18 protein-coding genes and 2 pseudogenes are annotated in these 20,786 nt (G+C 69.6%); 12 read left to right on the forward strand and 8 right to left on the reverse strand.

Going from position 1 to position 20,786, the window contains the following annotated elements:
* Positions 1-215: 215 nt before the first annotated feature.
* The 4 genes from QFZ82_RS02865 to QFZ82_RS02880 all read left to right on the forward strand — a co-directional run bounded on the left by QFZ82_RS02865 (position 216) and on the right by QFZ82_RS02880 (position 3,299).
* On the forward strand, positions 216-935 hold the full coding sequence (locus tag QFZ82_RS02865; RefSeq protein ID WP_307711585.1) for a maleylpyruvate isomerase family mycothiol-dependent enzyme: 720 nt from the start codon (positions 216-218) through the stop codon (positions 933-935).
* A 109-nt stretch (positions 936-1,044) separates the two neighbouring features.
* Entirely contained in the window at positions 1,045-1,188 is a 144-nt protein-coding gene (locus QFZ82_RS02870) for a hypothetical protein (protein ID WP_307711586.1), read from the forward strand.
* 278 nt (positions 1,189-1,466) lie between these two features.
* The gene (locus QFZ82_RS02875) at positions 1,467-2,063 is read left to right on the forward strand and encodes a hypothetical protein (protein ID WP_307711587.1); all 597 of its coding nucleotides are present in this window, start codon (positions 1,467-1,469) and stop codon (positions 2,061-2,063) included.
* A 345-nt stretch (positions 2,064-2,408) separates the two neighbouring features.
* Entirely contained in the window at positions 2,409-3,299 is an 891-nt protein-coding gene (locus QFZ82_RS02880; RefSeq protein ID WP_307711588.1) for a Ku protein, read from the forward strand.
* A 206-nt stretch (positions 3,300-3,505) separates the two neighbouring features.
* Here the strand turns inward: QFZ82_RS02880 and QFZ82_RS02885 are convergent, their stop codons facing one another.
* Positions 3,506-4,105, reverse strand: a complete 600-nt coding sequence (locus QFZ82_RS02885; protein ID WP_307711589.1) for a TetR/AcrR family transcriptional regulator — start codon at positions 4,103-4,105, stop codon at positions 3,506-3,508.
* A gap of 73 nt (positions 4,106-4,178) precedes the next feature.
* Between QFZ82_RS02885 and QFZ82_RS02890 the strand changes: the two genes are divergently transcribed.
* Entirely contained in the window at positions 4,179-5,009 is an 831-nt protein-coding gene (locus tag QFZ82_RS02890; RefSeq protein WP_307711590.1) for a bifunctional 2-polyprenyl-6-hydroxyphenol methylase/3-demethylubiquinol 3-O-methyltransferase UbiG, read from the forward strand.
* A gap of 212 nt (positions 5,010-5,221) precedes the next feature.
* Positions 5,222-6,313 (forward strand): ABC transporter substrate-binding protein, encoded by a 1,092-nt coding sequence (locus QFZ82_RS02895; RefSeq protein ID WP_307711591.1) that lies wholly within the window; start codon positions 5,222-5,224, stop codon positions 6,311-6,313.
* A gap of 233 nt (positions 6,314-6,546) precedes the next feature.
* Here the strand turns inward: QFZ82_RS02895 and QFZ82_RS02900 are convergent.
* Positions 6,547-7,449 (reverse strand): annotated as a pseudogene (locus tag QFZ82_RS02900) (IS982 family transposase).
* Between the two features lie 85 nt (positions 7,450-7,534).
* Here QFZ82_RS02900 and QFZ82_RS02905 point away from each other — a divergent pair.
* On the forward strand, positions 7,535-8,338 hold the full coding sequence (locus QFZ82_RS02905; protein ID WP_307711592.1) for a HEAT repeat domain-containing protein: 804 nt from the start codon (positions 7,535-7,537) through the stop codon (positions 8,336-8,338).
* On the opposite strand, the gene QFZ82_RS02910 is transcribed toward QFZ82_RS02905, so the two are convergent.
* A complete protein-coding gene (locus QFZ82_RS02910; protein WP_307711593.1) occupies positions 8,256-9,194 on the reverse strand; it encodes a TetR/AcrR family transcriptional regulator in 939 nt (312 codons plus the stop codon). The two genes, QFZ82_RS02905 and QFZ82_RS02910, sit on opposite strands and share 83 nt — an antisense overlap.
* A gap of 811 nt (positions 9,195-10,005) precedes the next feature.
* Here QFZ82_RS02910 and QFZ82_RS02915 point away from each other — a divergent pair.
* From QFZ82_RS02915 to QFZ82_RS02925, 3 genes and pseudogenes are all read left to right on the forward strand, one after another.
* Positions 10,006-12,297 carry an FdhF/YdeP family oxidoreductase gene (locus QFZ82_RS02915; protein WP_307711594.1) on the forward strand — a complete coding sequence of 764 codons (2,292 nt, stop codon included), beginning with the start codon at positions 10,006-10,008 and terminating at the stop codon, positions 12,295-12,297.
* 51 nt (positions 12,298-12,348) lie between these two features.
* Positions 12,349-13,186, forward strand: a pseudogene (gene fdhD, locus QFZ82_RS02920) (formate dehydrogenase accessory sulfurtransferase FdhD).
* Positions 13,187-13,238: 52 nt separating this feature from the next.
* Positions 13,239-14,168, forward strand: coding sequence for a LysR family transcriptional regulator (locus QFZ82_RS02925; RefSeq protein WP_307711595.1), 930 nt, complete (start codon positions 13,239-13,241; stop codon positions 14,166-14,168).
* 93 nt (positions 14,169-14,261) lie between these two features.
* On the opposite strand, the gene QFZ82_RS02930 is transcribed toward QFZ82_RS02925, so the two are convergent.
* Positions 14,262-14,660, reverse strand: coding sequence for an STAS domain-containing protein (locus QFZ82_RS02930; protein ID WP_307711596.1), 399 nt, complete (start codon positions 14,658-14,660; stop codon positions 14,262-14,264).
* Entirely contained in the window at positions 14,600-15,448 is an 849-nt protein-coding gene (locus tag QFZ82_RS02935) for an FAD/NAD(P)-binding oxidoreductase (RefSeq protein WP_307711597.1), read from the reverse strand. Before QFZ82_RS02935 ends, QFZ82_RS02930 begins: the two co-directional genes overlap by 61 nt.
* A 10-nt stretch (positions 15,449-15,458) precedes the next feature.
* Between QFZ82_RS02935 and QFZ82_RS02940 the strand changes: the two genes are divergently transcribed.
* Entirely contained in the window at positions 15,459-15,653 is a 195-nt protein-coding gene (locus tag QFZ82_RS02940; RefSeq protein ID WP_307711598.1) for a hypothetical protein, read from the forward strand.
* Positions 15,654-15,971: 318 nt separating this feature from the next.
* On the opposite strand, the gene QFZ82_RS02945 is transcribed toward QFZ82_RS02940, so the two are convergent.
* Positions 15,972-16,844: a TetR family transcriptional regulator C-terminal domain-containing protein gene (locus QFZ82_RS02945; protein WP_307711599.1), complete on the reverse strand. Its 873-nt coding sequence runs from the start codon at positions 16,842-16,844 to the stop codon at positions 15,972-15,974.
* Positions 16,845-16,887: 43 nt separating this feature from the next.
* Positions 16,888-18,267, reverse strand: coding sequence for an NAD(P)/FAD-dependent oxidoreductase (locus tag QFZ82_RS02950; RefSeq protein ID WP_307711600.1), 1,380 nt, complete (start codon positions 18,265-18,267; stop codon positions 16,888-16,890).
* A 278-nt stretch (positions 18,268-18,545) separates the two neighbouring features.
* Here QFZ82_RS02950 and QFZ82_RS02955 point away from each other — a divergent pair, with 278 nt between their 5' ends.
* The gene (locus QFZ82_RS02955) at positions 18,546-20,105 is read left to right on the forward strand and encodes an APC family permease (protein ID WP_307711601.1); all 1,560 of its coding nucleotides are present in this window, start codon (positions 18,546-18,548) and stop codon (positions 20,103-20,105) included.
* Positions 20,106-20,166: 61 nt separating this feature from the next.
* On the opposite strand, the gene QFZ82_RS02960 is transcribed toward QFZ82_RS02955, so the two are convergent.
* Entirely contained in the window at positions 20,167-20,745 is a 579-nt protein-coding gene (locus QFZ82_RS02960; RefSeq protein WP_373429225.1) for an O-methyltransferase, read from the reverse strand.
* Between the last annotated feature and the right edge of the window lie 41 nt (positions 20,746-20,786).

A 20,786-nucleotide genomic window follows, 5' to 3' on the forward strand; every position in this document is an offset into this window, starting at 1 on the left:
CACCGACGAAGGCGCCGTCTCTGCCTCGTGTGCAGAACGGGGAGCAGGAGGGGTCGCGGTTGATGGCGCGGGCGGAACCGTGCCGTACACCGCGGCGGAGTGCGGCCCTGAGCGCCGAGATGGCGGGGCAGATACGGGTCTGAGGGATCATGAAGTTGCGACGCCCGTGACCCTCTGGGGTCTCACGTGGGAGGGGTGGCCGGTCCACAGTGAAGATGTCCATGAACCCTGTTTCACCGTGGACCGATGAGTTCGGCACAGGTGGTTCGTCTTACCTGGCGACGATCGTCGACCGTACGAGCGACATGGAGTTGACCTTGACGAACGACGCCGACCTGCAACCTGCTGTAGCCGCCGAGTTCGTGGCCCTCGCCGACCTGCTCGGCTCCGCCTCTGATGCGCAGTGGGATACGCCGTCCCTGTGTGAGGGCTGGCGGGTTCGCGAAGTGATCGCGCACCTGACCATGGCGGCCCGGTACTCCGAAGAGGAGTTCATGGCCGAGTTGCGCCACTGCGACTTCGACTTCAGCCGCTTGTCGAACCAGATCGCCGGCCGGGACGCCGAACTGCCGACGGACCAGCTCGTTGCCAACCTACGCGCCGACGTGATGCACCACTGGACGCCGCCGGGGGGTGGGTACCACGGCGCGCTCAATCATGTGGTGATCCACGGCCTCGACGTGACCGTGCCGCTCGGGGTGCCACGCCGCTCACCCGACGAGACCATCCGGGTCGTCCTCGACGACCTTGCCGAGGGCGCCGGGCACACACACTTCGGCATCAACATCGAGGGACGCAGTTTCCAGGCCACCGACCTCGACTGGTCGTATGGATCGGGCCCGGCACTGCACGGCACCGCTGAAGATCTGGCACTCATGCTCTGCGGTCGGACCATCCCGGATGGACGGCTGGAGGGCACACCGCTTTACAGATAGGCGCGGTGGAGAGCCTCGGCAACAGAACGGGCACAGGTCCGGTGATCATGGAGTTGCGACGCTCTGTGATCAGGCGGCCGTGAGCGCGTGTGGCGGCCGGCCCGCCGCAGTGGCAGTCGCGGAACTGACCGACGGCCAGGGTGCCGATCTGGCGCTCGACCCCGTAGGCGGACCACGTCTGGGCGAGCTGCTGCACGCACTGCGCCGTCACGGCACCCTCGTCTCGCTCGGCTTCATCGGGGCCGACGCCTGACCTCGCCTTGCGGACGTATCACTCCCGTCCGTGGCACCACCCTCCGGAACGACAACCACAACTCGTCCGGCACCATCCTGGCCCTGGCTTCCTGAGGCTCCACCGCCGCTTCGAACGCAAGCCGAACGCTTCCTCGCCTTCGTCGGCATAGCCGCAGCACTGATCGGCTGCCGCCGACTCGGCGGATGGGCCAGTCGGTTGGGGAGCAGGAGTCCACCAATCCCTGGTTGTGTCGGTGGCAGCACGTAGTGTGCGCAGCGTCTTCAAGGAGGGGTCCTGTGGGATTTTCGGGTCAGTTGGTCTTTGCTCGTAGCGAGCGTCCGCTGCTGGAAGCGCCCGTGTTCGGCAGCATCGATCAAGAGCTGAAGAGCACCGTGCATGCGTGGTGGCCGCGGCCGGACGGCTGGCAAACCCTTCAGCTGGATCAAGGCCTCTGGGAGGACGACTACCTGTCCGCTCTGGTCGAATGGACCGGTGCACCAGCCTGCGTCGCCGACGTCTCCGACAGCGACATTGCCCTCGTGACCGGGCTGGGCACCAACGGGCAGCGTTGGCAGGCATGGCTCAACCTGGACAACGCTGCGGCCCTCCTCGTCGAGGAGCCCGAGGACCTGGACGACGTGAGCCTGTGGGTATCCACCCCTGAGTTCGAGGATGCCGTGAGACGCAAGCGCGCGGAGCTCGATGCGGAGGTGCCGGCCGACGCTGAAGGCGCTCTCATCTGGGTCTCAGCGGCTGGCGTCCAAGCCGCAGCGCAGCAGCCCCGAATCGAGGAGCTGCTGCGCTCGCGGGAGACCTTCGCGGAGGACCTGTTCAGCACCCTGCTGGACGAATTGGGTTTCCCCAAAGCCACCCAGCCCTCTTGGCAGCCATAAAAGACGACGTCCGAAGGCCATCGTCAACGAGATGCGGGCTCGCGAAACGCGGACCCGGCGCCACACGCCGTCCGGCTGACTGCACGCCCTGTGGAGCCGGGCGGGCGTGATGCCATCCGGGGCGGGCCCGGGGAGCTGGACGTGGTGCAGTGCGCGGGCGGGGAGCAGCGGGGATCATTCGGTCGGCGCAGCGAACCCGGCAGTCATCACTCGAACGGCCGAGGGGCATGACCGGCGATTCTCGCTCTTGTGTCGGATCGGCCGTTGTCAGGACAGCGTGATGGAGAAAATGACGCGAGAATTGAGAACCTACACGTGCTCGGGGATGTCACGGAGGTTCTCGTCATGCCCCGCCCCATCTGGTCCGGTGCTGTGAGCTTCGGGCTCGTGACCATCCCGATCAAGGTGGTGCCCGCCACCGAGAGCCACAACATCTCCCTCCGGCAGATCCATCTCGAGGACGGCGGCCGGATCCGGTACCGCAAGATCTGCGAGCTCGAGGACAAGCAGGTCAGCGACGCCGAGATCATCAAGGGCTACGAGGTCGACAAGGACACCGTCGTCGCCGTCACCGACGAGGACCTGGCGGACATGCCGCTGCCCACCGCGAAGTCGATCGAGATCGCCGCGTTCGTCCCCGCGCAGTCCATCGATCCTGTCCGTATCGGCGACAGCTACTACCTCGAGCCGGCCGGGCAGGTCGCCGCCAAGCCCTACAAGCTGCTCCGCCAGGCCCTGGAACGCTCCAGCAAGGTCGCGGTCGCGCACTTCGCGCTGCGCGGCCGCGAGCGGCTCGGGCTCCTGCGCGTGAAGGGCGAGGCGATCGTTCTCCACTCGATGCACTGGCCCGATGAGATCCGTTCCCCCGAGTCCCTCGCGCCGCCGCCCGTGGAGCTGGGTGACTCGGAGATCGACGGAGCCGTGGAGCTCATGGACGCCTTGACCGAGGACCACATGCCCGACCTCACCGACCACTACCGCGAGGCACTCGAAGAGGTCATCGCCGCGAAGGCGGAAGGCAAGGCACCGCCGGCCCCGGAGGAGCCGCAGCCGGCCGGGCAGGTCGTCGACCTCATGGCCGCGCTCAACGCCTCCGTGAAAGCGGCCAAGGAGTCCCGCGGAGAGGAGCACGCGACGGTGCACGAGATGCCGAAGAAGAAGGCGGCGGCGAAGAAAGCGCCCGCCAAGAAGACGGCCGCGAAGAAGACCTCCGGGCGCAAGCCCAGAGCGTCCTAAGGCCGTTTCTGACAAGATCATTGCGGCGGCGGCCTCCGACTGGACGCGCTGGGGATCCCACCAACCGTGCCTTCCGTCCGGCCACGTGGCCGCTGAGGCGCACTCATGACGCGGGCCCGTCGCGATCAGTACCTCCAGCAGGTCCAACGCTTCGTCCACGGCCCGGGTCGTCAGGTGGACGGTGGTGGCAGCAGCGTCGCGGGACGTCATCGCGGCGGTTCTTGCACAACGCCGGCGATGACCGCAGTCACGACCTTGCGGATGGCTCCAGCCTCCGGCGGGGTGCCTTTCCGGTCGGCGAAGAGCATGTGTCCGGTCCCGACCAGCGTGGGTGCGAGGGTGTCGATGTCGGCATCCGTCGCGATGCGGCCCAGTTCGCGCTCGGCAGTGAGGTAAGAGGCGATCATGGCCGCAGCTTCCGTCAGTACCGGGATGCCGGTCGGCGTTGTCCGGCGGAGCCGGGCGCGCAGGCCATCCCGGGAGGTGACAAGGCCGACGATCGCCACGGCGACCGCCCCGAACAGGTCCGTCAGGGCGCCGGTGAGGTTGTCGGCGACGGTGGCGGTCCCGGCGGCGTTGCGCAGGGCGGCGGCTTGGTTGTCGATCCGGGCGATGCGGTCCAGCACGAGTTCGGCGAGGAAGGCGTCGAAGTCGGCGAAGTGCCGGTGCAGGACGCCCTTGGCGCAGCCTGCCTCAGTCGTGACCGCCCGGCTGGTCAGCGCGCTCGGCCCGTCCCGGAGCAGGACACGCTCGGCGGCAGCGAACAGTTGCTCGCGCACCTCACGGATGGCTACCCCCGTCGGCACTGTGCGTCTCCTCCTTCTTTCGCTCGGCCCGTCCCGATTGACGAGTGGGCGCACGCCCACTCATAGTGGGCACATGCCCACTATACCTCCGGAGCGAGCGCCTTCTTCCGAATACGGGCCCCATCAACGCCGACAGGTAGCGGAGTCGTTCGGCTCAGACGCCACACGCTACGACCGCGCCCGGCCCCGCTATCCACAAGGCCTGGTGGACCGGATCGTCGCCGCCAGCCCCGGCCCCGGGGTCCTCGACGTCGGCTGTGGCACCGGCATCGCCGCCAGACAGTTCCAGGCGGCCGGCTGCAGGGTGCTCGGGGTGGAGCCAGACGCGCGGATGGCTGACGTGGCGCGGCAACTCGGGGGCGAGGTCGACGTAGCGACGTTCGAGGACTGGGACCCGGCCGGCCGGGAATTCGATGCGGTCGTCGCCGCCCAGGCCTGGCACTGGATCGACCCGGTCACGGGAATGGCCAAGGCCGCGCAGGTGCTGCGCCCTGGCGGTCGGCTGGCGGCGTTCTGGAACGTTTTCCGGTTTCCGCCCGACGTGGCGGAAGTCGTCGTTGCGGTCTGCCAGCGGGTGTTGCCTGACGCGCCGTTCGACTTCCAGGCGATGACGAAGGGGTCCCTGGACGGGTACCAGGTGCTGCTCGCCAAGACCGCCGACGGGATCCGAGAGGTGGGCGGGTTCGGCGAACCGGAGCAGTTGCGGTTCGACTGGGAGTGGACTTACACCCGGCACGCATGGCTGGACCAGATGCCCACCTTGGGCGCCTTCACCCGGCTCGCGCCGGACAAGTTGGCGGAGGTGTTGGAGGGCGTCGGCGCCGCCATCGACGCGATAGGCGGCAGCTTCACGATGCGTTACGCCACGGTGGCCGTCACCGCGGCGCGAACCGGTGCCGCCTGACCCGGCTCCACGGCCTGTCACTGCTCGCCACATGGTGTCCATCAGCACCTGTCCTGCCGAAGTCGAGGACCGCAACGTGCACGGCCGCTGGGAGGGCTTTGTGAAGCCTGGCAGCTCAGCGAACAGATAATCGGTTGCCTGTTGGCGATGGTGGTGGATGCAATGTCCGGCATGGTCACCCAGATGCGCCTGCCACGGCGAGATGAGATGAGATGAACGCGTACCACGCAGACGGATCATCCGTCCAGATCGGCGCTCTCGTTCCGCTGACTCGGCCTGGCTGGGTCGAGGCAGGCCAACACTTGCTTGCCGGACTCGAGTTGGCCGTTCGCGAAGTCAACGACGCCGGGGGGATCGCCGGAAGACCACTCGAACTGGTGGTCCGCGACACCGCGGCTGATCCGCAGAGGGCCGCGGCAGCCGTAGACGAATTGGCTCGCCTGGGCGTGGCTGCCTTGGCGGGGGAGTATCACAGCGTCGTCGCTCGCGCCGCTGCCGCCAGGGCCGATGTCCTCGGCCTGCCGTTCCTCTGCTCGTCAGCGGTGATCGACGCGCTCACCGAAAAGCCGACGGAATGGGTCGCGCGCCTCGCCCCGGCGCAGTCCCAGGGATGGCAGATCTACGCAGACTTCCTCCTCAGCGCGGGCCACAGTCGAATCGCCGTAGCAGTCGAGCCGAGTGTCTACTGGGCATCTGGGATCCGCATTCTGCGGGGCTATCTCGCTCCACGCGGCGGCACCGTCATCGAACTCGACATGCGGGCGCTCGCCCCCACGGCGGTGTGCGACGAACTCGTCGACAATCGCGCAACAGCCCTCCTTCTTCTGGTCGGCCACCCGGAGCCGGCAGTGTCGATCGTCAAGTCCGTCCGCCGCGACGAGCGCCTCGCCGAGATCATGACGGGTGCTCCGGCCGGGCAGCCGGAGTTCGCCGAATGGGCGACGTTGCTGGGCGACGACTGCGCCGCGATCCCGTTCTTGCGCTACCTGCCCGAGCGCCTCAGCCCACTCGGTGCACGCGTCGAGTCGGCCCTCCGCGAGCGGCTGGGCGAAGCGCCCTCCTTCGTCGCCTTCGAGGGCTACGACACGGTCGCCGTTCTCGCCGATGTGCTGCGCTCTCACGGCGCGGACCGGGCGCGTACCGCCGAATCCTGGCCGCGCGTTGCAGTCGAAGGCACCCGCGGGCAGATCCAGTTCTCCCGCACGCCAGGCATCGGCGTTTGGCAATGGGATCGGGCGCCAATCCAAGTCGTTGATCGAGATCCGGCAGAACCCGATCGCTTTCGGATCCTTCACGCCGGCTGAGAGAGCACGGAGGTCCGACTGCCCAGATCTGTCCGAACTCGAGGCTGTCGCGGGCCCGGGGCAGCCCAGAGAACGCTGGCAGTCGGACTGGCATCGAGATCAATCTCAGCGCCGACCACGGTTCCATCTCGGATGATGTGCTGTGCGGGGATCGACCCGTGAGTTCGTGCCGACTCACGGCGAGTCATCCTCAACTCGGGGGCGTCGTCGCCTCGATGATCGATTCCAAGGGGTCAGTGGTCATAAGCGGTCAGTGAGCGCAGGACGGGCTGTCCTGTGTGGTCGTTGTGCCAGATCGCGGCGGTTATCGCGAGGATTCGTTGCATGACGCGGGCGACGACACCGCCGGGCGTGCGTCCTCGGTGCTGTTCGAGATCGAGCTGTCCCTTGAAGGTCTCGTTGACCGACTCGATGATCTGTCGCAAGGGCTTGAACAGGGGCGCTCCAGGCCGTTCCGGCTCGCCTTGCGGGCTGGCCGCAGGAGCCGGATGTCCTGCTCGGCCAGTTCGTGTTCGAAGCCCCGGCGAAGTAGTTCTTGTCGCCGATCAGCGTCTGGGCAGGACGTGCGGCGACCAGGCCGGGTTCGGCCGCGAGGAGGTGCAGCAGGGTCTCGCGTTCGTCGGCCCCTTGGCCCCGGTCAGGGCGAAGGCGACGGGCAGGCCCTGGAGGGTGCACACCAGGTGCAGGCGCAGGCCCCAGAAGAAGCGGCTGTGGCTGGCGCAGTACCCGTACTCGGCCCGTCCGGCCAGGTCGGACCGTTTGACGGTCTCGCGGGAGCGGCCGCATTCCACTGGCGTGGAGTCCACGATCCACACGTCGTCGCCCCATACGGAGGTGTCGGTGGCGAGCAGCCGGGTGACTCGCCGGAGCAGGTTGGCGGCCTTGCGCAGCCGCTTGTTGTCACCGGGCTGCTTGGGCAGGTACGGAAAGAGATGCCTCAGGTGGGAACGGGCGTGGCGAAGCCACCTGGCCTCGGAGGCGAAGCCGAGCATGGCCTGCATCATCGCCAGTGTGACCAGCTCGGCGTCGGTGAGCTGCGGGGCGATCCCCACGGCCGGCCGCCATGGCGCCAGATGCGGAGAGGCCTTCAGCAGGTCGTCGGTCTTCACGTAGAGTGCGATCGCGAGGGTGTCCAACTCCGTCTTCGTACACCGACGTTGGACGCCCTCGTCCCATACGCACAGCCGATGTCTTGGAATCGGTCACCTAATATCCCATGTCATGGCGATGTTCGTGCACTTGACCTCAGCGGCGAACGCGCCGCGCATCCGGCGGTCTGGGATCCGGGCAGCCAGCCACGGACAGGGCAGCGCGCGCGGGGTCTGCTGCTTCCCGGTGCTGCCGTCGTACACCCTCACCCACCAATGGCTGCGCGAGTTGGCCCGTTTCGGCAGTCGGGGCGGGCTTGTGGCAGTCCACGTGCGGCTCGACGACGCCCAGGACGTGCTCGTCGGACGCTATACCGACCGGGCGCGGGACGCTCAGGCCACCGTTTCTGCGTCAGAGGCAGTGCGGCGGATCGCGGCACTGGAGGACCCGCGCGGGTGGGAGGTGTTCATACCCCGGGCGATCCGGCCGCGTGAAGTGCACCGGCTCCGCACCGCGCCGCAGGTGGCGGGCTGGCGGTACCTGCCGGACGCACACGGTGTGCGCCCCTGCACCTGTTTCGGGTGCCGCGTGCGCGGCGGGTACGGGGCACGACGCCTGCGCGAGCGGTTGCCGCATCCGCTGGATGGTCCGCCGCCACCCGCCAGGGTGCTGCTCGCCCGGGTCGCAGCAGCCGGTGACCCCGGGGACCCAGCCGCGCTGCGGGAGGCACTGCACTGGTTCGGAATGCGTCGGCGGGGCCCGCTCGCCCAGTTGAGCCGCCTCGCCACCCACCCCGACCCCGGGGTGCGGGAGGAGCTGGTGTGGGCGGTCGCCCGTTGGTCCACCCCTGGGGTCACCGAACTGCTGGACGGCCTCGCCGATGACCCGCACTCGGACGTCCGGGAGGCAGTGGAGGCAGCCCGCGACCCGCAATGACCACCGACCCCTTGGAATCGATCATCTCGTGGAGATGCTCCTCAACCGGACCCAGGTAGCACCTGCCTGCCGACCACGAGGGCAGCCGGAATACGCCGGAAACGTGCCGTAGCCCCAGCAGAACGGTGAGGCGGCCCTGGTCAGTTCGAACGCTGGGCGACGAGTAGGCCCAAGCCGTCCAGGATGCGCTGCAGGCCGAACTCCAGTGCCTGGTCCTGCCCGCCGTGCTGGGTCGCCGAGGCCGGCGCGGCGGTGAGGGCGGGTAGTCCTCGCCGTGCGCCTGCATCAGCTCCCCGAGCGTGACGCTGAACTGCGCTTCGGGGCTGCCCGCCGGACCCGCCGCGCGGGCCTGTTGGGCGATCCCCCGCACATGGCCGGCCAGCAGGACGACCGCGTCCATCCGCTCGGCATCCGTGAGGCCAGTGCCGTCCAGTGCGGCGAGGGCCTGCTCCATCCAGGCAAGCTCCCTGGGCCCCATGACCCTCGGGCCGACGGTTGCGTCCAGCAGCCATGGGTGCCGGTGGAAGACGGTGACCAGCCGGCGGGCCCAGTCGCTGAGTTGCTCCCGCCAGTCGGGGCGCGGCCCGTTCGGCAGTGGGGCCTCGCCGATTGCGGTCTCCACCATCAACGCGACCAGCTCGGCCTTTCCGGGCACGTACCGGTAGAGCGCCATCTTGGTGACGTCGAGCAGCCCGGCAACCCGTTGCATGGACACGGCGGGCAGCCCCTCCGCGTCGGCAATCCCGCTACCGGCCCGCGCGATGCGGTCCAGGCTGAGCGCCGGCTTGGGTCCCCGCGAGGGTTTCGGGTGCGGACCCCAGAGCAGCCGTGCTGTCTGGCTCCGCTGGTCGCTCATCTCTCCGCTCCCGTCTCCGGTCTTGCAAGCCATTTTCGGACGCTGAGGCGCAGGCTCTGATCGACGCCTTCAACAGCAACGCCAAATCCGGCTGCAAGGAGATCTACGAGGTCATCCAGTGGCGCTACGCGCTCACCTTCACCCTGACCGTCGAACGGTCGCACAGGGGTGGCGGGGAGATGCCGCTGTTACCGCGAACGCCGCCCCGCGAGGCGACTCCGCAGGTGCGGTCGCGCCGTTCCGAAATACCAGAAGCCGGATTCGGCACCGTTTCGCCGGACTACTGGACTGCTCCTTCCGAATTTCTCGCCCGTCGATCACCATCTCCGAATTTCCCGCGAAATCCGGAGAGGCACTCCCGATTGCATGATCGGCCGCTGTTATCCGGCCGCGCGGAGGCCGGCGGGGACTTCGCGGACGGTGCGCTCCGGTGCGGACACGCAGTCTGCCGATCCCTGTGCCGCCCTGGTCGCGTGGCGCTGTGCCGAGCGTGCCGCGTCCCTGCTTCGTCGCCTTCGCCGCCGCCGGGGCGGATGAGGAGCCGTGAAGTGATAAGCGATGCCTATCGGATCATCGAAAGGCCCTCTTTGACTTTTCACCGGGATCGGCGGAAGCTGCTCCGGCAGCGGGAATCGGCTATTCGCGGACGACACAAGAAAATATTCGGCGCACGTCGCCGGCTCGTAAAAAGGGGAATCGGGCCGCCGCTTTCCGTCCAGACCCCGAGTGACGCGCGGCGGAGAGTCACGGCAGTCACTCGCCGGCCGGACCCGCCCGCATCGGCGCACGGCAGAAAGAGGCAGACCAGATCATGAGCAGCATCGAGGACCCGAGCGACCACCTGTCGGTCACCGCGCCCAAGACCTGGGCGACGGGTCTGCCCGCGGTGACGCACGCGCTGGAGTACTCCCTGAGCCAGACGTCCCCGCGGCGCACCGCGCTGACGCTGCTGAACATCAACCAGGCCAGGGGCATCGACTGCCCGGGCTGCGCATGGCCCGAGCCCGCGCCGGGCAAGCGGCACATGAACGAGTACTGCGAGAACGGCGCCAAGCACATCAACGACGAGGCCACCTCACGGCGCGTCACCCGGGACTTCTTCCGCGAGCACTCCGTCGCCGAGCTGGACGGCAGGTCCGACTACTGGCTCAACCAGCAGGGCCGGCTCACCGAGCCGATGGTCAAGTGGCCCGGCGCGACCCACTACGCGCCGATCGGCTGGGACGAGGCGCTCGGCCTGCTCGCCCAGGAGCTCAAGGGGCTGGACTCCCCCGACGAGGCCCTCTTCTACGTGTCCGGCCGGCTGAGCAACGAGGCCGCCTTCCTTCTCCAGCTCTTCGCCCGCGCGTTCGGCACCAACAACCTGCCGGACTGCTCCAACATGTGCCACGAGTCCAGTGGCTCCGCCCTGCACGAGACCCTGGGCATCGGCAAGGGCAGCGTCTCGCTGGACGACATCCACAACGCCGACCTGATCTTCGTCGTCGGGCAGAACCCCGGCACCAACCACCCTCGGATGCTGTCGGCGCTGGAAGAGACCAAGCGCAACGGCGGGCACGTCATCGCGGTCAACACCCTGCCCGAGGCCGGACTGATGCGCTTCAAGCATCCGCAGAAGGCCCGCGGGATCCTCGGCCGCGGCACGCCGCTGGCCGACCAGTTCCTCCACATACGCGCGGGCGGCGACCTCGCCCTGTTCCAGGCCCTGAACCGGCTGCTGCTGGAGGCCGAGGACGCCGCGCCGGGTACCGTGCTCGACCACGTTTTCATCGACGGTTGCACCACTGGCTTCGAGGCGTTCGCCGCCCAGACCGGCAAGACGTCCTGGGACGACGTGCTGGCCGCCACCGGGCTGTCCCGCGAGGAGATCGAGCGCGTTCACGCTCAGGTCCTGAAGAGCGAGAAGATCATCGTGTGCTGGGCCATGGGGCTGACCCAGCACAAGCACGGGGTGCCCACCATCCGTGAGGTCGTCAACTTCCTGATGCTGCGCGGCAACATCGGAAAGCCCGGCGCAGGCGTGTGTCCGGTGCGCGGCCACAGCAACGTGCAGGGCGACCGCACCATGGGGGTGTGGGAGCGGATGCCGCAGGAGTTCCTCGACTCCCTGGAGCGCGAGTTCGGCTTCACCCCGCCCACGCCTCACGGCCTGGACGTGGTGAACGGAATCCGGGCCATGCACCAAGGCCGCGCCAAGGTCTTCCTCGGCGTCGCCGGCAACTTCGTACGGGCCACTCCCGACAGCGCGGTCACCGAGGAGGCGATGCGCACGTGCCGGCTCACCGCGCACATCTCCACCAAGCTCAACCGCTCCCACACGGTCTGCGGTGACACCGCGCTGATCCTGCCCACGCTGGGACGCAGCGACAAGGACTTCCGAAACGGCGTCGAGCAGTTCGTCACCGTCGAGGACTCCATGAGCGAAGTCCACGCCTCCCGGGGGAAGTTGCCGCCCGCATCCCCCGACCTGCTGAGCGAGGTCGCCATCATCAGCAGGCTGGCCCGCAGGACTCTCGGGAACACTCCGCCCCTCCCCTGGGAGGACTTCGAGGCGGACTACGGCACCATCCGTGACCGGATCTCCCGTGTCGTACCGGGCTTCGAGGACTTCAACGCCCGGGTGGCCCGGCCCGGCGGCTTCAGGCTGCCCAATCCGGTGAACGAAAGGGTCTTCCCCACCCCGAGCGGCAAGGCCGTCTTCTCCTGCAACGAGTTCACGATGCCGCATGTCCCCGAGGGACATCTGCTGCTGCAGACCCTTCGCTCGCACGACCAGTGGAACACCGTCTGGTACGCCCCGAACGACCGCTACCGCGGCATCCACAACGCCCGCCGGGTCGTACTCGTCAACCCCGACGACCTGGAGGCCCTCGGCATCGCCGACCGCGACATGGTCGATCTGGTGAGCGTCTGGCACGACGGGAGGGAACGCCGCGCGGAGAACTTCCGGGTCGTCGCCTTCCCCGCCAGTCGCGGCTCCGCCGCGGCCTACTACCCCGAGACCAACGTCCTGGTCCCGCTGGACAGCGTCGCCGACATCAGCAACTGCCCCACCTCCAAGGGCGTCCTGGTCCGCCTGGATACCGCCCGCAGCGCCGAATGAGCCGAGCGGCACAACACCGTCGGAGCACGGCTCCGGGAAGAGGAGTGAACGATGGGGCGAGTGACCGTACGACGGCGGGTCCTGCGTATCCGGGAGGGGGCGGCCACGCATCGCCCTGACACGCTGGCCGCCGAGGAGCCGATGGAGATCCGTGTCGGCGGGCGCCCGCTCACCGTGACCATGCGCACCCCGGGCGACGACTTCGACCTCGCGGCCGGGTTCCTGGTGAGCGAAGGTGTGGTGCACGCCGGCGGCGACGTGGCCGGGATCCGCTACTGCGCGGGCGCCACGGCCGACGGCGGCAACACCTACAACGTGGTGGACGTGGCCCTGGCCCGTGGCGTGTGCCCCGCCCGACGCGTCGCTGGAGCGGCATTTCTACACCACGTCCTCGTGCGGGCTGTGCGGCAAGGCCGGCCTGGACGCGGTGCGCACCCAGGCTGCGTGGTCCGTTGCCGGAGACCCGCTGCGCATCGGACCGGAGGTGCTGACGGCCCTCCCCGACCGCCTGCGGGCCGCCCAGCGGGTGTTCGACAGCACTGGTGGTCTGCACGCCGCCGGTCTCTTCTCCGCCGACGGGGAGCTGCTGTGCCTGCGGGAGGACGTCGGCCGGCACAACGCCGTGGACAAGGTCGTCGGCCACGCCTTGCGGTCGGGACTGCTGCCCCTGCGCGAGACGGTGCTGATGGTGAGCGGCCGGGCCTCGTTCGAGCTGGTGCAGAAGGCGGTGATGGCCGGAATCCCCGTCCTGGCGGCCGTCTCCGCGCCGTCCTCGCTCGCAGTGGACCTGGCCGAGGAGAGCGGGCTGACCCTGGTCGGTTTCCTGCGCGGCGCCTCGATGAACGTCTACACCGGCGAGGAGCGCCTGCAACCACTGCCCGTGGGCTGACAACCGCCCAGCCCGACTGGCGTTCCGTCGAGCGGTCCGGTACACCCGTGGAGTGCTGTTCCGTCAACTCGAGTATCTGGTGGCTCTCTCCCGGGAGCGCCACTTCGCCCGTGCCGCCCAGGCCTGCTACGTCTCGCAGCCGGCTCTCTCCGAGGCGATCCGGAAGCTGGAGGAGGAGCTGGACGTACCGCTGGTCCGGCGCGGCCGCAAGTACGAGGGCCTCACGCCCGAGGGCGAACGCATCGTGGTGTGGGCGCAGCGGATCCTGGCCGACCGCGACGCCCTGAAGAACGAGGTCGGCGCCCTGCGCACGGGACTGAGCGGCAGGATGCGGATCGGCTCGGTCCCGACCGCGTCCGGCGCCGTGTCCCTGCTGACGGCCCCGTTCTGCGCGGCGCACCCCCTGGTCACCGTGGAGCTCATGGCGGACCTCCAGTCGGAGGACGTTCTGCGGCAACTGCAGAATTTCGAGATCGACGCCGGAATCACCTATCTGCACAAGGGCCTTTCGGAGGGTTTCCAGGCGGTTCCGCTGTACGAGGAGCGGTATGTGCTGCTGACCGACGCCGCCGACAGCCTCGCCCATCGGACGACGGCGACCTGGGCGGAGGCGTCGCGGCTGCCGCTGTGTCTGCTGACCGGGGCCATGCAGGGGCGCCGGGTGCTGGACGAGGTGTTCGCCGAGGCGGGGCTGCGCCCGTCCCCCCGGGTCGAGACCGATTCCGTGGCAACCCTCTTCGCCCATGTCAGAACGGGCCGGTGGGCGAGCATCGTGCCGCACGCCTGGCTGCATGTCTTCGGCGTGCCGCACGGCATGCGGGCGGTGCCGATGGTCGAGCCCGCCCGGTCGGTGCCGGTCGGGCTGGTGATCACTGCCAGGGAGCCGGGATCGGTCATGGCCCGCGCGCTGACGGACATCGCCCGGCACACCGATGTCGCCGCCGCGCTGGAACGCCTTCCCGGGGATCCCGGACCCCAGTGAGACCGACGGGCCTGGCGGCGCTGGGTGATGCTGCCCATGCCGTACCCGTTGCCGCCGAGATGCCCCGTGCGGCCGGAGCATCTGTCGCCGCCGTCACGGCCCTTGATCAGTACCGTCGCCCGGCCCCCGGCGCTCGCCACCCGGGTCGGAAGCGGGCCTTCGGACCGGCTGCACGGGTTCGATGGTGAACGCCCCGCCGCTGCCGGACAGCCGCAGGATGCGGGCCAGGGAGCACGGCACGGCCCGCAGGCACAGATCCACGTCGTGGGCGCGGGCGGCGCGGGCGCCCGCCAGGAGCGCGCTCACTCCCGTGCAGTCGCAGAAATGCACCTTCCCCAGATCCACGACGATGTGCTGGTACTCGGCGACGGCGGCGCGGAGCGCTTGCCGGACGCCCGGGGCGGTGACCACGTCGAGCTCCCCGGCCATGGTCATCCGGCAGCTGTCAGGTCCCGTGGCCGTGAGTTCGACCTGCATCGTGACGTCGTACACCAGCGCCTCCTCACCGGCCGGCGCCCATTCGCAAGAATCGTGTGTCCTACCAGGAAACTCCCGAACCACCGGGCTTGTCTACGCCCTGCCCGGCCGGACGCTCTCCAGAGGCAACGGGGGTGCCCCCTGCGGGCGGGGTGCCGGGGTGACACGATCGCCGACTGCGAAGACGCGGTCGGCCGGACCCCGAGGACGACCGGGTCGAGCTCGTCGACCGGGATGTGGCCCTGAGCGAGGACGGCACCGGCGGTCCCCTCGATCAGTACCGGTTCCTCGGTCGGAGTGTGCTGGAGGTAGACGGTGTCGCTGTCCGCTCCGTAGAGCCCCACGTTGGGAACGATCTCGATCCGGGCCCGGACGGCCTGGGCCGGCATCGCGGCGCGCACGTACTGCTGGAGGTGCTCGCCGGCCGCGAAGCCCGTCACGCAGAGCGTCACCTTCCGGCGCATGGCGGCGAGTTGGAGGGCGACGCCCAGGCCGATCCAGCCACCGCGCCAGTCCGCCACCACGATGCGTCCACGCGGTACGTCGCCGCCGCGGATCACCGACCAGGCGTCCAGCACGACCGGGTCGTCCATCAGCTCCAGCCGAGGACGGCGAGGCCGGGCTCCGGTCGCGAGGACCACGGCGTCCGGTGCCGAGGCGGCGAGTGCCGGGCCGTCGACCCGGGAGCCCGTCAGGATGCGGGCTCCCGCGCGTCGCGCCTCGCCCTTTCTGGAATCCGAGGACGGCAGCGCACCGGTGGCCTGGGCGCCCTCGGCCACACCGAGCGAGCGCTTCCACGTCATGCCGCGCGCCATGACCGAGTCGGAGATCCGTGAGGTCGTGGACGGCTACGGCCGGGCGGCCCGCCGACTGCGCGAGGCCGGACTCGACGGAGTGGAGGTCGTCGCCAGCCACGGCTACCTGCCGGCGCAGTTCCTCAGCCCGCATGTCAACGTCCGCACCGACGGCTGGGGCGGCGACCGGAAACGCCGGCTGAGGTTCCTGTAGCCGGGCGTAGCCGGGGACGCACTCGTCCTCCGTGGCCATCAGCACATGGGTGGCGTAGCGGGCGGACTCGTGCACGCCGGAGACCTGGCGCCCAGCTCGACGCCGAAGGACTGCTCGACTACGTCTCGGTGTGCGCGGGCAGCTCGTCCAGCCTGTCCGGGGCCCAGCACATCGCCCCGCCCATGGCCCGGCCCCACCGATGAGCTGATCGCTTACCACGAGGCCCGCGCCGCGGGCGGCGCCGGCCTGACGTCCTCTCTGCGTCCGGGGCGCGTACGGCGAGGGCGGCGTACGCGGAGGGGGTGAGCGGCGGCGCGGTCAGCGAAGGGTGATGTGCGGTTCGAACGCGTCCAGCAGCAGCTCGCGCATCCGTGTCACGGACATCTCCCCGGTCCCTGCCAGCACTTGGATGGCCAGGCCGTCGACCAGGCCGGTGAACCGGCTCGTCAGCGCCTCCGCGTCGGCGTCCGTGCCCATGCCCTCGTCCCGGCAGGCGATCACCAGGTCGAGCACCGTCTGCTGCCAGCGTGCGTAGATGTCGCGCTGTCCTTGGCGCAGGGCGGGGTCGACGATCGCCTCGTTCCACGACTGCACCCACACCGACCATTCGTCGCGGTCCTCGTCACCCGTGATCAGCTGGACCTCGATCAGCCGGCGCAGCTTCTCGGTCGCGCTGTCCGCGTCCCGGAACTCGGCTTCGAGGCGCCGGTGGAAACGTTCGGCGCAGTGGAGCAGAGCGGCTCGCAGCGCGTCGCCCTTCGCCGGGAAGTGATAGTGCACCGTGCCGGTACTGGTCCCGCACGCGCGGGCGATGTCGGCGACCCGCACCCGGTGAAATCCGCGACGGGCGATGAGTCGTGCGGTCGCCTCGAGGATCTGGGTCCTGCGGACCTCCGCGTCCACGGCGTCCGCACGGCGGCGCGTGTCCGGTGCCGCGGTGTTCTCCGGCGGGGCGGGCGGCCGTCCCTGCCCGGTCCGCAGATACCGCAGTGACACCTTCCCCTCCCGGGCGATGGCGGCGAGTTCGCGGTCCCCGAGACGGCGGTTGCCGTGCAGGGCCTTGGACAGCGCGGTGGGGTCCATGCCGATGCGGTCGGCGAACTCGCGCTGGCTGACCGGTGCCGACCGCACCACCAGGCGCGCCCGCTCGGCCACTGTCCGGGCGTCGTCCGCCTGCCGCAACGATGTCATCGTGTCCGTCCGTCCGTCCTGTCCGTCGTCCGTGGGAGCGCCGTCACCGCAGGGAGGCGAGGACGTCGGCGGCGGCCCGGTACCCCGACGACACGGCGCCGTCGATGTACCCGTTCCACTCCGTCGCGGTCTCCGTTCCCGCCCAGTGCAGGGTCCCGGTGGGCTCCCGCCAGCCGCGTTCGCCGTATCGGCTCCAGCCGCCGGGGGTCGTGTACGCCTCGTATCCGCCCCGGGCGAAGGGATCTTGTGTCCAGATCTTCTCGGTGCAGTCGCGCGGGCGCCCCGCCCTCGTTCCGGCCACGGCGGCGAAGCTCTCCAGTACGGCGGCCCGGCGGCGGCCCTCGTCCAGGGCGCTGTATCGGTCCAGGCGGTCGCCGTACACGAATCCGACGAGGATTCCGCACGAGCGGTCTTCGGGGGAGTTGTCGAAAACGACGCCGACGGGCCCGTTGTCGTACAGGGTCGCCACGCCGGACAGCCCGGACTTCCGCCAGAACGGAGTGTCGTAGACGGCATGGATCTTGGCGACGCGCCCCATCGGGCTGTGCGACAGCCAGCCGTCCCGGCTGTCGGGGAGCGGTGGGGTGAAGCGTATGGCGCGTACGGCGTGCGGGGGCAGTGCCACGATCGCCCGGCGTGCCCGGAGCAGGACGGACCGCGTGCGGACGCGGACGCCTGCCGTGTCGTACTCGATCGCATGCACCTGCTCGCCGAGGCGGACGCGTTCCCCGAGCAGGGCCGCGACGGCGCGGGCCGGGCCGGCCGCGCCCGTGGTGAAGCGGCTGTCCTGGGCACAGCCGCGGGTCTCCATCAGCTGTTCGAAGCCGCCGGCCGCGGCGATGCAGAACAGCACGTGGAAGAGGGAGATCTCGTGCGGTTCCGCGCACCACAGACCTTCAACGGCGAGGGCCAGCCGGCGCCGGGCATCGGTGTCGTCGGTCTGTGAGCGGAAGAAGGAGTGTGCCGTCCGGGCGTCCCACTCCGCGAAGCGGGCGGTGCGCCACGGCCGCTCGGTGTCCACCGTGCGGGCGAGTTCGTCCAGGATCTGCGTGACACGGACGTACTCGAGGATGCCGGGCCCGTCGGTGGGGGCCGCACCGGTGTAGGGGATCCTGCTGCCGTCGTGCCACACCTCGATGTGACTGCCCGTCTCCCAGGTGGGAAACGTCCGGCACCCGAAGCGTGAGGCGAGTTCGAGGAGGCGCGTCTGCGTGGGGCCGACCCACTGGCCGCCGTGATCGAGCGTCACGCCGTCCGTGCGGGTCTCGGTCAGTACCCGCCCGCCGACATGATCGGCCGCCTCGACCAGGGTGAAGTCGGCGTCGCTGTCCTGGAGTCGGAGCCCCGCGGCGAGGCCGGCGTACCCTCCGCCCACCACGACGACCTCGGATTCGATCAGATGCTGTGCGCTCTGTCTCTCCATGCCCCGAGAGGATGCGGCAACGCTGACGGGTCCGTCAATGGTTGCGGTCGAGCGCGCGGACTGCACGTGCCGACGCACGGTTCACGCAGCGCGGTCGGCGGCCCTTGCCTGTCCGGCCGGCCCCCACCGGCGTCGGGAATCCGGCGACGGCTTAACCCTGCACGGCTCTTGACAGTCCCGTGTGGCCGGGCTCACAGTGCAGGCTACTGACTGGCTGTTCAGTCAGTAGATGTGCCGCGCCTGTACGAGACCCCCGTGCCGCCGTAGGAGTCCGCCCAGTGACCCAAGCACCCGCCACCTCCAGCAGGGCCGAAGGGCCCGCCCCCGAAACCCCCGACCTCTCCGAGGGCTGGGGCGAACAACGCAGCCGCCTGCGCAAGGAACTTCGCCGTTTCGACGTCCTGCTGTTCCTCATATGCACCCTCGTCGGACTCGACACGATCGGGTCGGTCGCAGCGCAGGGTCCGCAGGGACTGACCTGGATGGCCATCCTCGCGTTGTTCTTCTTCCTCCCCTACGGGCTCCTCGTCGCCGAGCTCGGCTCCGCCTTCCCCGTCCAGGGCGGACCGTACGTCTGGACCCGGCTCGCCTTCGGACGGCTCACCGCGGGCCTCAACCAGATCCTCTACTGGATCTCCAACCCGGTGTGGGTGGGCGGCAGTCTGTGCATCATCGCCCTCACCACCTGGGAGGAGTTCTTCACCCCGCTCCCCGGGCTGTGGAAGTACGCCGCCGGGCTGGTCTTCATCTGGGGTGGCGCGCTCGCCGTCGTCCAGTCCGTCCGGGTCGGCAAGTGGGTCCCGATCGCCGGAGCTTTCGCACGCATCGTGCTGCTCGGCTTCTTCCTCGTCTCGGTCGTCGTCTTCGCCGTCCAGAACGGTGTGCACGCCCTGCCCGCAAGCGAGTTCACACCGACCTACGTCGGCTTCGTGGCGCTCGTCCCCGTCCTGATCTTCAACTACGTCGGCTTCGAACTGCCCAGCTCCGCCGCCGAGGAGATGCGCAACCCGCGGCGCGACATCCCGCTCGCCATCCTCCGCTCCGGCTTCGCCGCGCTGCTGCTCTACGGCGGCCCGATCCTCGGCATCCTCTTCGTCCTGCCCAGCGACAGGATCGGCAGCCTCGGCGGCTTCATCGACGCCTGCAAGGCCGTCTTCACCGTCTACGGCGGCTCCATCGCCGCCGACGGCACGGTCACCCTCACCGGTGCCGGCGCGGTCTTCGGCGGCATCGCCGCCGCGGGCCTCATCATCGGCCTGCTCACCTCCGGCGTCACCTGGGCGATGGGTGCGCACCGCGCCCAGGCCGTCGCCTGCGCGGACGGCGCCGGACCCGCCTGGCTCGGCACGATCTCCGAGAAGCACGGCACCCCGGTACGGGTGAACCTGCTGTCCGCGGTCCTGGCGTCCGTGCTTCTCGTGGTCGCCCTCAACCTCACCGAAGGCGACGGCGAGAAGTACTTCGCCGCGGGGCTCGGCCTGACGATCTGCACGACCTTCATCTCGTACGTCATCACCTTCCCCAGCCTGGTGGTGCTCCGCCGCAAGTACCCCGACACGCCGCGCCCGTACTCCGTGCCGGGCGGACGCGTCGGAGCCTGGACGGTCACCGCCCTCGCGACCGGCCTGGTCGCCTTCACGGTGGTGGTGCTGATCTGGCCGGGCTTCGGGGTGGGCTGGTTCGGCACGGAGGGCTCCGCCGCCGACTCGCTGCCCGAGGCCTTCGCCGGCCAGCGCCTCGCGTACACACTGAGCCAGGTCGTGCCCCTTCTTGTCATCGCGGTCATCGGCCTCGTCTTCTACTCGCTGGGGGCGAAGACGCGGCGTACCAAGAGCTGAGCATCCGGCGGGAGTTCTCCCGCACGACGACGGAGGGGGCGGCCCGAGGCCGCCCCCTCCGTCACCTTCCCGGCTGGAGGCGGCGTGCCGCAACAACCACTGAACTGGCTGGTGTCGTGAGTACTTCCGTGGCGTCCAGGGCTGGGTGAGTGAGGTAGAACAGGCGGAGCTCATCAACTTCGCCGCCGAAACGAGGCGGCCAGTCGGGCGATGGGGTGAAGTCGTCCAGGATGAGCAGGCCACCGGGAGCAAGCAGCTCGACCACCCGCTCGGGGTCGTCACGCTTGCCTCCACCGTCGCAGAAGAAGACATCGAAAGGGGCGTGCTGCTCAAGCAGCCGCCAGTCCCCGGTGAGGACGCTGACGCGGTCGTCGTCCGCGAAGACACCAGCCGCTCGACGGGCCAGCTCCTCGTCACGCTCAACGGTGACCAGGCGGGCACCGGCGCCGAGCCCACTGTGCAGCCAGGCGGTACCCACGCCCGAGCCGGTGCCGCTCTCCGCGATGACTCCGTGGGGTTTCGCAGCAGCGGCCAGGCTGAGGACTCTGCCCACCTCAGGGATGCAGCTCTTCTTGAAACCCGACTCGGAGGCGACACGCTCCGCGGCCACCACACGAGGCGGAACCTTACGCTCTGCCATGATCACGAACCCCCTTCATCGTGGACATGACGCTATCCGCC

The sequence above is a fragment of the Streptomyces sp. V4I23 genome, assembly GCF_030817975.1.
In the GTDB taxonomy this organism is placed as follows: domain Bacteria; phylum Actinomycetota; class Actinomycetes; order Streptomycetales; family Streptomycetaceae; genus Streptomyces.